General features: G+C 39.0%; 10 protein-coding genes. 5 read left to right on the top strand and 5 right to left on the bottom strand.

Annotated elements, in window-relative coordinates:
* Window position 1 precedes the first annotated feature (1 nt).
* From HMJ38_RS13655 to HMJ38_RS13635, 5 genes are all read left to right on the top strand, one after another.
* Window positions 2–292, top strand: a complete 291-nt coding sequence (locus HMJ38_RS13655; protein ID WP_194974968.1) for a circadian clock KaiB family protein — start codon at window positions 2–4, stop codon at window positions 290–292.
* A 10-nt stretch (window positions 293–302) separates the two neighbouring features.
* Window positions 303–614, top strand: coding sequence for a circadian clock KaiB family protein (locus HMJ38_RS13650; RefSeq protein WP_194974967.1), 312 nt, complete (start codon window positions 303–305; stop codon window positions 612–614).
* Between the two features lie 10 nt (window positions 615–624).
* Window positions 625–1,878 (top strand): sensor histidine kinase, encoded by a 1,254-nt coding sequence (locus HMJ38_RS13645; protein ID WP_194974966.1) that lies wholly within the window; start codon window positions 625–627, stop codon window positions 1,876–1,878.
* A 157-nt stretch (window positions 1,879–2,035) separates the two neighbouring features.
* Complete coding sequence (locus HMJ38_RS13640) at window positions 2,036–2,275, top strand: hypothetical protein (protein ID WP_194975068.1); 240 nt, start codon at window positions 2,036–2,038, stop codon at window positions 2,273–2,275.
* 246 nt (window positions 2,276–2,521) lie between these two features.
* Window positions 2,522–3,085, top strand: coding sequence for a hypothetical protein (locus HMJ38_RS13635; protein ID WP_194974965.1), 564 nt, complete (start codon window positions 2,522–2,524; stop codon window positions 3,083–3,085).
* Window positions 3,086–3,142: 57 nt separating this feature from the next.
* On the opposite strand, the gene HMJ38_RS13630 is transcribed toward HMJ38_RS13635, so the two are convergent.
* From HMJ38_RS13630 to sov, 5 genes are all read right to left on the bottom strand, one after another.
* Window positions 3,143–3,811 (bottom strand): energy transducer TonB, encoded by a 669-nt coding sequence (locus HMJ38_RS13630; RefSeq protein WP_194974964.1) that lies wholly within the window; start codon window positions 3,809–3,811, stop codon window positions 3,143–3,145.
* 119 nt (window positions 3,812–3,930) lie between these two features.
* Window positions 3,931–4,605, bottom strand: coding sequence for an energy transducer TonB (locus HMJ38_RS13625; RefSeq protein WP_194974963.1), 675 nt, complete (start codon window positions 4,603–4,605; stop codon window positions 3,931–3,933).
* Between the two features lie 71 nt (window positions 4,606–4,676).
* Complete coding sequence (locus HMJ38_RS13620; protein WP_194974962.1) at window positions 4,677–5,000, bottom strand: VanZ family protein; 324 nt, start codon at window positions 4,998–5,000, stop codon at window positions 4,677–4,679.
* A 64-nt stretch (window positions 5,001–5,064) separates the two neighbouring features.
* Complete coding sequence (gcvH, locus tag HMJ38_RS13615) at window positions 5,065–5,445, bottom strand: glycine cleavage system protein GcvH (protein WP_194974961.1); 381 nt, start codon at window positions 5,443–5,445, stop codon at window positions 5,065–5,067.
* A gap of 52 nt (window positions 5,446–5,497) precedes the next feature.
* The gene (gene sov, locus HMJ38_RS13610; protein WP_194974960.1) at window positions 5,498–12,565 is read right to left on the bottom strand and encodes a T9SS outer membrane translocon Sov/SprA; all 7,068 of its coding nucleotides are present in this window, start codon (window positions 12,563–12,565) and stop codon (window positions 5,498–5,500) included.
* Window positions 12,566–12,606: the final 41 nt, after the last annotated feature.

Below are 12,606 nucleotides of genomic sequence, written 5' to 3'. Positions count from 1 at the left end.
TATGTCAAATGAAGGAAAATGGGAATTACGTTTATACATAGCCGGGCAAACGCCCAATTCAGTACTTGCCTTAAGGAATATCACAAAGTATTGTGAACAACATTTAGAAGGCAAGTATATTATTGAAGTGATTGACCTTTTAAAAAATCCACAGTTAGCTGAGGGGGATCAGATATTTGCCATACCCACCTTGGTGCGAAAAGTCCCTGTACCATTAAGGAAGATAATCGGAGACCTTTCCAATGAGGAAAAAGTATTAGTTGGTTTAAATATCCGTCCGATAAATAGTTAATTATCTTAACATGAAAGAAAATACAACGGACGTAGTAATTATTGAAGACAAGTTAGAACTAACCCTTTATATCTCAGGGATGTCCCAAAAATCAATGGAAGCCATTCGGAATATTAAATGGCTGTGCGACAAACATTTAAAAGATGCTTTTGAATTGGAAATAATAGATATTTATAAGAATCCCAAGCTTGCCTTGGAACAACATATCGTTTTCAGCCCTTCACTGCTAAAAAAATTACCTTTGCCAAAAAGGACCTTGGTGGGAACATTATCCGACACAGAAAAAGTATTGAAATCATTGGGCATTACAACTGAAAAATAGTTTTTTGAAAATGAAATTATCTGCTGAACAATCCGCATTGAAAATCGAAGAGTTGCAAGGCCGATTGGATGAATACGAGCAGTTAATTGAAGCCATTAAGGGCGGTGAAGTAGATGCCTTTGCATTGAAGACGAATAACCAATCCGAAATTTTCACGCTTCGAACCGTAGATTATGCTTATCGATTGTTGGTAGAGAATTTTGGAGAAGGCGCACTTAACCTATCCGAAGAAGGATTAATTGTTTATACGAATAATTATTTTCCTGAGCTTTTAAATCTTTCCTATGAAAGTGTTATCGGAAATTCTTTTTATCAATATATACATCCTGAATCAAAAGAAACTTTCAAAGAGCTTTTTAAGAATGCTTTAATTGAGCAAACAAAAGGCGAAATAAATTTATTGATTGCTGATAAAATAATTCCTGTTTATATTTCTCTTACATCCTTATTCCCTACCATTCCATCCATCGGTATGATTATAACCGACTTAACTGAAAAAAAGAAACAAGAAGAAATATTACAAATTAAAAATGCTGAATTGGAGAAAATGAATAGTGAACTTCAAGCATTCGCCTATATTACCAGCCACGATTTACAGGGGCCACTGCGCAAAATTCAAGTATTCATATCCCGTATCGTAGAAGATGAGAAAGATAATTTTTCGGATATTGGGATAGATTATTTAAGGCGGGTGCAGAATTCTGCCAATTCCATGCAATTATTGGTTCAGGATTTACTCGACTACTCACGCACCAATACAACAGAACGGAAATTTGAATACACTGATCTCAATCAACTCATTGATGAAGTGAAGGATGATTTAAAAGAGGAATTGAACGATAAACACGCAACACTTGAGGTAGCAGCACTAAATAAGGTCAACATCATACCTTTCCAATTCCGTCAACTCATGCATAACCTGATAGAAAACGCTTTAAAATTTTCTAGTTCTTCAAGATTGCCTCGAATAATTATCAAAAGTGAAATAGTCGACGGTCTAGGATTTAATAAAGTCAAACTTTCCCCACATAAAAAGTACTGCCATATATCTGTTACTGACAATGGCATTGGCTTTGAACCAATGTACAATGAAAAAATATTTGAAATATTCTATCGCCTTCATGAGAAAACTGAATTCAGGGGAACAGGAATTGGACTTGCGATCGTTAAAAAAGTCGTGGATAACCATGGTGGAATTATTATTGCCAATAGCCAATTGAATACAGGAACAACATTCGACATTTATATTCCTGTTTCAAATTAGTGTAACCAATTCGTTACATATCTGTACTTTTTCCCACCACACTTGGGTACAGTTAAAATCTAAATTTTTAAAATTTAACCTGATGGATATCAAAATATCACACAAATATTTGATCAACTTGAGGTGCAGAGCAGGTTATAACTAAACAGCATTTTTTATGGCATCATTTTTTACGCTATCTATTGGAATCAATGAATATTCTTCCCTTGGAAAGATTCAAAATAGTATAGATATGAAAAATCAAATTTTAAAAATATTAGCTTTATTCCTATTTATGATCACATTTACTGGTTGCAGTGTGATTGGTGATATTTTCGAAGCCGGCTTATGGGTAGGGGTAATAATCGTCGTTTTGATTATAGTTTTTGTTTTTTGGATTATAAAAAAATTGCTGTAAACAGAATTATTCAGCCTGATGATGTCTCTCGGAGCGTGTCCAATATGAATATGCTTTGATTGAATTTTTGAAAAGGAAAAAAAATCGCTATTTTGAGTTTTAGTCCAATTGTTACCAGATGATTTAGTCTTCCTGATTTCATCTAAAAATGCATAATTCCAGTTCTATAAATAAACATCAATAGTTTCCCGGTTGCTGAATTTCGAGTACATCACAAATCTCCGAAAGGTTATGAATATGTATAGAATGTCAATGACAAAAAGATGGCAAATTAATTACGTGATATTTTTGACAATGATTTTGTTTTTCTTCGTCAATCCTCTTAATGCCCAAAGTGAAAATAAATCTAACTTTTTTGGACTCAATCCAAGTGTAACTGTCGAACCATTTTATGACAAAGGAGAGTTGGATATCAATATTTTACCAATTGTTTACCAAACATCCTTGACAAAGAGACTTGATGTAAGAATAACTTCAATATTTAATCTTGGGATCAGGAATGAAGGAAATGAAATAAGCCATTTTGGACTTGAGACCGCTCTGCCCATATTTTTTAAAGCAAAACTGGACAAGAAGGAAAGGTCAAAAGGGTTTTTTGTTGCACCAATAGTTAGTCTTACGAGAAATAAGATAGAAGAACACAATAATGTCGGACTTTGGATTGAGCCGGGCTATCACTTATTGTTTGACAATAACTTTGCCCTGAGTTTCGGGCTGCAATTAGGTGGAACCTATTTTTCTTATGACAATGGACTTACCAAATGGGGAAATCACTTTGGAGTGAAAGTTATTTTTGGTAAGTGGATATAAGGGAAGTAGGAATGAGGTTCACGTCCCGCATTATCAGAGGTATAAAATTTCCCAAAATCATTGAAGCTTGAATCTAATTGGTAACCTCATTCTGACTCTAACAGGTCTTGAACTTTGTTTACCCGGTTTCCAAGCAGGCGCATTGGTGATCACCCTCATGGCTTCTTCATCACATCCTGCACCGATACCTCTCATTAATTCCACATCACTGATGCTTCCATCGGAATTTACAATGAACGATATATAGACAGTACCTTCAACCCCCATTCTTTTGGCTGGGGTGGGATATTTTAGGTTTTGGTTTAAGTAATTGTTCCATGCTGCCATACCACCGATAGGTTCAGGCATTACCTCAGTAAAGTCCAACACTTCGTCAGCAATTTCTATAACAGGAGGAATCAATATAAAGGGAACAGGAGAAATCATAGACTCATCAACATTGATATCGATCTGATGGTTTTCTTTTTCTATGATTTCATTATTATCGATTTCTATTAGGATAGGTGATGAAATGGGAGGCGGGGGCAATTCATGGATAGTTATGGGTATATCAGGGGTGTCATCCCATATTTGCATTTGTATGGCAGAAAATGTTGTCTTAAGGTCTTTTGGGGACTTCCATTCAAAAGCAAACAAGACGATCGATACACTGATGAGTAAAGCAAAATTTTGCAACATTGGCCTTATGCTCGTCAATTCTAAATGGGGGTGTTTTTTGGGTTCCATGGTGAAGGATTTTTTGTTTACCATGAATTTAGTTAATAAATAACTAATCGAAAAGAAAATAGAATAAAAAATTAGTTAATTAATGTAAAAATAAAGGGGCAGAAGCCCCTTTAATATTTTTATCCAAGTTTGAATCTTATTGGAAGTCTCATTCTTACCCTTACAGGGCGACCTCTCTGCTTACCTGGAGTCCACTTCGGAGCTCCACTGACCACTCTAAGTGCTTCTTCATCACAGCCTCCTCCGATACCTCTGAGGATTTCAACATCTTGCACTGAGCCATCCGTATTCACTACAAACACCACATATACAGTTCCTTCAACACCCATACGTCTTGCTTGAGTTGGGTATTTTAGGTTTTTACTAAGGTATGTATTCCATGCTTGCATTCCTCCGGGAAATTCAGGAGAGTTTTCAACAACATCAAAAATTTCATCTGCTTTTTCTACAACTGGTGCATCAGCAATGACGACTTCTTTAATGACTGTTTCTTCTTTTACATCCACATCGAAGTTTACTTCGATTTTTTCTTCGATTTCCACTTCATCAGGAATTTCCTGAATGACTGGCTGTTCTATTGGTGGTGGCGGTGGTGGTGGCTGTTCCGTAATCGGAATGTCCAACAGTTCCTCAAAATCATCGGCTACCTGCCCAAGATCTTTCAAATTTCTCTCGTCAAAAGACTTGTATTCGAAAGCAAATAGGACCAATCCGACGCTAATGAGCAAACCAAGATTCATGAACATGCCTGTTCTCTTGGTCAAATCCGCTTTTGGCGTCTTTTTAGCTTCCATGGTTGTTAATTATAAGGTTAATAAATTTGTTTACTAAATAAGGAATAACAATTCTAGCCATTAATTTTAAATTATACAAGCCTACTGTTTGCCTTATATAAAATAAAAAAGACAATAAAGCCGATTGCGCCTCCAACTAAATTTGCAACGATATCCAGGTAATCAAAAGTTCGATTTGGAACCAATAATTGCAAATACTCTGCTAATATAGGAAAAATAAACGAGAATACTAATAAATTAGTAATTAAAGTTCTGCTATTTATTTCCCTTTCTTCGTTTAAAGTTCCTACCCGAAACCATAAGAATGAGAGTACAGCAAACAGTATTAAATGTCCAAATTTGTCTCCAAATGAGAATTCAGGTAATTTAGGGAGGGATCTTCCTGGAGTGAACATTGCCAACGAAACTATCAACAGCCATAGTACCGCTGGTATTAGTCTTCGGATTTTCAAAACTGAATCAGTTCCCTACTAACTCTGCATAATCCTCAGGAGAAAGGAGTTCTCCCTCTGGAACCTCTCCGGTTATTTTTACTTTTATCATCCATCCCTCCTCATAAGGAGATTCATTTACAAGCTCGGGGGATGATTCGAGTTCTTCATTGAATTCAATAATTTCTCCTTCAAGGGGCATAAAAAGGTCAGAAACAGTTTTTACAGCTTCAACAGTGCCGAAAACCTCTCCCGAGGCAATTGTCTCACCTACAGTTTCTACTTCAACATAAACAATATCACCAAGCTCTCTTTGGGCAAATTCAGTTATTCCAATGACAGCTATACCGTCTTCAATTTTAACCCACTCATGGTCTTTAGTGTATTTTAATTCTTTAGGGAAATTCATATATTTTTATTTAAGGATTCCAAAAATACAAGGTTTCGCCAAATGTTAAAACCTATTGTGCTAAATTAAATCTTAATTGTCCACCAAAGGCAGTGGAACTTCTTCTGAAAGCTGTAGTTACTCTTGGGTCATTGATAGTTCTATCAAAATACAAGGTGATATTGAGGCTTTTATTGACTACATATCCAATTGTTGGTCTTATTTGAAGGTTAAGGTTCCCATTAGTGACCGTGCTGCCTTCGTCTATTTTTCTTTGTACCTGTCTTGTGTCAACGACCCGGGTATTTATCCTGATCTGTAAATCGTTTTGAAGGACTTCCTGTCTACCTTGAATTTTGAATGGGATTTTGACGCCCGCTTTCGTATAGCCCAAATCAAACCCAAAGTCCCGGCTGTTTTGTTCAGTAACCTGTGCATTGGAGAAATTCAAACCAATGTTTCTTTCAGAGTTGTATTCCATTTTGATACTAAGTCTATCTTTTGTCAATAAATCAACACCTAGTAGCGGGGAAAATCTTTCAGAAAGAACAACCTGATTTAAAATGAAAATCGGTATATATTCTCCGAATTCATTGGTTAGACTAGCTCCTGGAATGTTTTGAATTCTGTTATACAATTCCAACCCGTTTTGGTACAACAATGAATTTGAAAAGTTGCTAACCTCATAGGATGATGCGTATCCATGGGTCAGGTTGATACTGGAGAAATATTCCCTTAGAGCAGGGATTTGGCTAAGTCCTTTGTAGTCCACTCTCCAATTGGGGATGGGTATTTTTGGGAATGGATTTAGGTCTATGACGGAGGCGTCCCTACCTGAGTATGCAGATAGAAATGCCAGGGTCAGGACATCTTGCCCATTAATTGCGTATTCTCCTCCTGGATTTTGGGCATTGAGCCTTGATTGGATAATTCCTCTGTTCGCTTCAAAATTTGAGAAAATAGGGGAATTGTTATTTTGGTCGTCTCTGGCCAGAGTAGTCCTGATAATGGAGTATGTAATGCTATAACCACTCATCCTGTTGGGACTCAGGGATTGGAAATTCCCGAGATTTTCGGGATTGTTTCTGAAAATTTCACTGTATTCCCCGGTTTCTCTTTTTCTGGCCTCAAGATTAATCCTGAAATCGCGTATGGGTTCGGCTATTCCGGATATTTGGAGATTTCTGGTTTGATTTTGTCTGAAAAGTTGGGTGAGCTCAGTACTTGGGGCAATCAATCCTTGGTTGGCGAGCCCAAATCTGACATCAGGGTTTTGTCCCCCGAAAATAAAGCCAAGTCCTGGGTTCATAAAGCTCCTGTCTAGCCCCATCAGGCCCGTCTCAGCCATATATCCGGGTAGGAATGTTCCTTCAACTACTGAATACCTGAAGTTGATGTCTTTGACCATGGTGAGGAATTTGATCAAGCCCCTCGTAAATGGGGTACCTATGGTATCCTCGGCACTCGCTGCGGTTCGCCCCGGTATGGTTGGTCTTTTTGGGGCATTCAAAGCCCTGAATTTGGCATTTTTATTATACAACTTTACAAAATCCAATTTACCAGTCACAGTTTGGTCCCGGGTATTTTGGATCACATTTCCAAGTGTATCTCTTTGCCCTATTGCTCCTGTCAGCCAAGTGAAATTCGCAGAATACCTATAATCTGCACCGATCCAGTCCAGCATTCCGATTTTATCCAATGGGAGTTTGTAATTACCGGTTACCTGATGGTTGTAATTGGTTGTCCTTCCCAGATTTCGAATGTTGGTCCTAACAGAATCTCTTTTCGCCTCGGTGTCGATATCTCCTTCCGGTTCGTCAACGACAGCCATTATCCGGCTCATAAAGTCTACCCGTAGATTTTTGGTCAGATCCCAATTGAGGTTGTAGTTTCGGTTGATAAAGAAGCTTTTTTGGAAAAAAGGATCCACACCGTCTATTGTCAATTGGTCATTTCTGTACTGAGTCCTGATAAATCTCCTGTCCACATCTACTCTTGCCGCAAAAGATGTGGGTACAAAATTAAAATTGATATCCCTGATGAGGCTGAAATTACTTCCGCCCAACCATTCTGCATTTTTGAATGGTTCCAAAACCAACGGCTTGGGTTGGTAGACATAAGCAACATTGCCTACATAGGTCTCAAAATCATAACTTTGGGTATTGATATTGCTCTGCCTAACTGATCCGTAGGCATAAGAAAAAGAGAAGTTGCTGAGGTCATAAATTTTGCTTACCTCCCTTTCAGGGTTTTTATTTTTACGGACATTAGTAAACCCGATGTTCCTTCTCCGCATTTGGTCAAGTACCTGGTTTCTATAAAAATCCTTTTCTTCTTGCGTTTGGAATTTCTCTAAGGCCTGATCAAATAGCACATCCGGATTTAAGGGGTCAAATTGAGGTCTGCTGGTCGCATTTTCAAGACTGACATACATAGGGATGGTGACATTGAGTGCTTCAGGCAAAAGTTTATCCACACTTACATTTGCTGAAATATCATATTGCGTTGCTGCAAACATTGCCCTTTGGGAAAGTCTTGTCTCCAATCCACCAAATCCGAAAGTACTGTGTCTGATTGAGCTTGAAATTGTGGCAACATCAGCAATCTGGGCATTCAAAATAGCATTAGCTGCCCAACCTGTTGATTCTTTAGACCCCGTAACCCGCAATTCATTAGCCCAAATACAGATGGATTTGGAAGCGCCACCGGCTGTTCCGGGATTCCTGATTCCAATCATCATTCCCTGAATGAGACTGAGCTCCGGACGGCCTACCACTGTGACCTTATATTGTCGGATATCTTGGGAAAAGGCCAGGTTCAATGGAACCCGCTGATTGTCCCTATCTACTTTTACACCCACGATTTCACTGATGGCGATATCTATTTCATTTCCCGAAGGCCATATTTGCAGGGGGTCTCTCGTTCCTTTTGGTGTGATGAGAAGTGGAACCTCGATTTCATAATAGTTGTCTGTATAATCAGTTCCCAACCTTAAGAAAGCAGTCAATTCTCCATCCTGAGCATCTTCACTGTCAGCATGGAAAAACATTTTCATCCTCTCAAATTGTACAAGGTCCAGAGAACTTGCGTTTTTGAAAACGCCCCTTGCATCTTTGGCCTGAAGGTCTTCTACACATAGTCTGATGGACTGCTCATTGAGAACCCTTTCTACAGAAGCAAGGTTGTCTCTATCCCGCACAATGCCTGGAGGGAGAACATATGGACTTTGGGTAGCACTTCCCTGTCCATTTTCTTCGATATTGACAACATCCACATTAAAATTAGAATTGTCAGGCTCTGGTACTTCAAAAAATCCCCTTTCAAAAAGAGATTCCTGAAAAACACGCCATTGACTTGCCACCAATCTGAAATTGGCCATTCTAAGGACCACAGGCTGTTCGAAGTCGGTCAGATAGGCACGCATAAAACGAATGGATTTAAATCCGGAGATATCACCCTGAACCCTATCAGGAGTTCTGACAGGAATTCTTATCAGATACCAATCTACCTGATCCCCACTTTGGGTTGTCGTCACTTTATCGATGATGTAATTCCTCCCCACTTCCATTTGACCTGGTCTAAGGTCTATTTCATATTCGTAGTAAGCTTCAAGTTCATTGATGGTATTATCATTATTCAGATCTTCATTGTCAGGTAGATTTGACCCTGATGGGGTGTAGGGGAGGTTCAAATTGGCGGTAATCGGCGTATTCCCGTCCATCCCATTGAATTTCTTGTGACGCTCCAAGATTTTGACATCGTTTCTGTCAAATTCCTCATCTAAATAATATTGGAAATCATCAGCTGAGGGATCCTGAGTGATTCTCTGTAAGGCATTTGGGCTAACATTAAGTCTATTCAGATACCGGTCTCTGAAAAACGCTTCTTCATCTTCACTTCTCAAGCCATCTAGACCAACATCTTGATTGACTCTTGATTCAGGTGAATTGTCAAATGCTGGAATTAAAAACTGTTCCCTGGTGATTCTACCCCATTCTGTAGTAGAGACTGCGCTGGGGTCACCATCTCCTGGAAGACCGTTTTCAAAACCGTGTCTGCTGTCTTTGATGACATCTTCAGAGATTTCCCCAAGATTGAACCTTAATTTTCCACCTGTAGTGTTGTTTTCATTAAATATACCGTCAAGTACCCTACCATTTTGTCCTTGAATGAATGGATCTAAAAGCCAAAATTCCAAGTATTCAATGTTGGTCCTGTCAAAATCCACTTCTGTGGTAATGGGTCTGGTTACACCTCCGTAGTTCAGTCTTGGATCCGGGAGCAATCCTTCAGAAGTAAGGTTAGTGTTATAATTGTACATTCCCCTCTCATGAGGGAAGTAGGCAATTTCAAACAGTGGTTCCGGAACCACAATAACATCCCTATCCCGTCTTTGGAAAATTTCCTGAGGCAGGACTCTTCTGACATAATGGTTGATTCGGTCTTCTCTTGAAATATTGGTGGGTACTCCCGGACCACCTTCTCGGTAAAAAACGTTGTCAATATTATACCAAGCTACTCTAGCCCTTCTATATGCATTTCCCAACCTATCTTCTGTCAGTGAACTGAGGTCAAAAGTATTATTATCTGTTTTGGGGGTTGCGGCCAAATGCCAGGTCTGTGCCGCAGCCCCTCCAAGGTTGTATGGGGTAATAGCTGTTTCAAAATCATCTATATAGGAGGCTTGTTCCCCATTTACCCTGTTTGAAGTTCCAGGAAGAAGTTGTGCAAATTCTCCGCTGATTTGAACCATAGATTTTTCTTTGGTATTGGTAAAAGGCAAAGCATCCGCCAACTTGGTCAACCACCTTGATTCGTCATTGAAGTTGGCATCCAATCCCCACATACTATTTCTCAATGTTTCACTTCCTGTCGCAATTCTGGTAATATTAGGCCTTTCATTGAGATAAAGGAAGGTACCACCAATATTGAATTTATCATTGAGGATATAATCCAACCTAGTTCCCAACAGGCTCCTGGTCTGAAATGATACAAGATCTGCTTTTTCAAAACTTACAGAAATCCGTTTTCCGGATTGAAGAATTCCTTCATTGATGATAGTGACCCTTCCAAAATTATAATCCACTGTATAATCAACCCCCTCTGTTAAGGGGATATTGCCAGCCATTAGAATGACTGAACCTGGTGAAATATTAAGTCCAGGAAGTAAAATTTCTGAAGAAGATCCCGCAGTTAACCTGCCTTTGATAAAATATTTATCATAACGTGTCACCAGTTCAGCATCTGCTTGGGTGGTACTATACAAAGTGTCGAACACAAATTTTTCAGCCAAATTGGCCTCATTGGGCAAGAAGAGGTTTCTCAGCGTTCTTCCAAATGGTTCTAGGACAGGGAAAATCAACAAACCTCTTTCGGGTATGATGGTTATCCCCGGGATAAAATCAAAATTCCCATCTGGGGCAGGATCATTCTGTGGGTTCAGGTTATCCAGTCCTGTTAATCTGATTAGGGGTACATTTTTGAGATTTTGTCCTTCAAGAAGTGTAGGGTTATCAAGTCCTGTACGGTCATCTCTGTAAATCACCTGTAGCTGAAAGCCATCCTGTTGGATCTGATTGGCATTGAGGTTATAAACATTTTTCATCATCAGGTCCCATGTCGGAATCCTGATATTGATCCTTGCAGGTCTTAGCATTTTCAGGAAAATCAAGTCGCTGATGGGTCTGTTTTGATAGTCTTCAGAAAGTTCACCCACTTTATAAACCTGACCATTGAAAGTATATTCATAGGATACTGCCAATACCTCATCATTTTGTAGCCTCCTTGAAAGTGACACGTAACCTAACTCTCTATTGAAAATATATTCGGTAGGAGCGAGCTTTCTTGCCCCGTTTACCTGCTCAAAATCTGAACCTCTTACCAAATCCAAGGTTGATTCAATCGCTCCGGACCCAGTGTCAAATGGTCTAAAAGCCGGATTTGAGTTCAAATTGTTAAATAGAAGGTTTGCACCATTTGAAGCAGGTGCACCAGGATTACCCGGCCCTATATTAGGATTTTCTGGCTTGAACAACCTACTGCCCTCGCCAAGGTCCATGAAGGCAGTGAAATTTCTTAGTGTTTCAGTATTCTGGGCCCTATTCATGATATACACTTCTACCCTGGTAATATTGACCCCGGATAGAATCTGAGGAAGACCTCGAAGCCAGCGTTCATAATTTTCACGGAAGAAATGTCCCAGAAAAAAATGTCTGTTTTCATCATAGGCAGAACCCTGTATTTCGAACTGCCTTCCCTGTCCACCACCTTCAATCACCAATTCGTCCCTTCTTCCCCGTTGAGTAGAAGCAACACCGGTTACAAATAGTTTTCCAAACTGCATTTGGGTTTTGACACCAAAAAGATTTTGGGCACCTTGAATCAGACTGTTCTGTACAGGCATGCTGACATTTCCAATTTCGATGGACTTGATTATATCTTCTTGGAAACCAGTGTATTCCACCTTTAGTTGATTTTGAAAGTCAAAGGAATTGTTGGAATCAAAATTGGCTCCAACTTTCATTTTTTGTCCAAGTGTACCATTGACGGCCATTTGAATCTGTTGGTTGAAGTTGAAGTTGCCATTCTGTTGTTGGCGTATAGGAATGGAAGGATTGTCAATCCTTCTAAAAATAGCTCCAAGATCAAGGTTGACAAATCCGGTTGGTACAATATTGATTTCATTGCCACCGAAAATCCTATCAAAACTGGGACTGGTAGTTAAGGGAGGAATAAGATTTCTGCCACCAACAGGGCTATCACCATCCAAGCCCCTAGATCTGCTTCTCCAATATTCCTGTCTTACTCTGTATTCTTGTATTTTCGAAAATTCATCAAAATCATAAATTTGACCTGAATCCATATTGGTGGAATCATACTGTTCATTTACCCGGTATTGTAGGACAGAATCGATTTCTACCTGAATTCTTGGCTGCGTGATATCGAATTGGTAGAATGGGGAATATCTTGGTAGGAATTGATTCTGCTGTGGAAACAGTGGATTGGTATTAAGATTTGGCCACAATAGGAAAGAAGGTTGTAACCTTCTTTTGTTCAATGAATCCAATTTGACTTCGAGACTATCCGATTGCACATCCTCCTGTGCGTAAGCATTTGGCAAATACATAAAAATGCATGCCATCAAAAATATTCCTATTGATGGGAAATTAAAATTTGCGACTT

The sequence above is a fragment of the Aquiflexum lacus genome, from assembly GCF_015476655.1.
Classification (GTDB): domain Bacteria; phylum Bacteroidota; class Bacteroidia; order Cytophagales; family Cyclobacteriaceae; genus Aquiflexum; species Aquiflexum lacus.
Note: the sequence above shows the minus strand (reverse complement) of the source record. Positions and strands in the feature narration are given on the sequence as shown.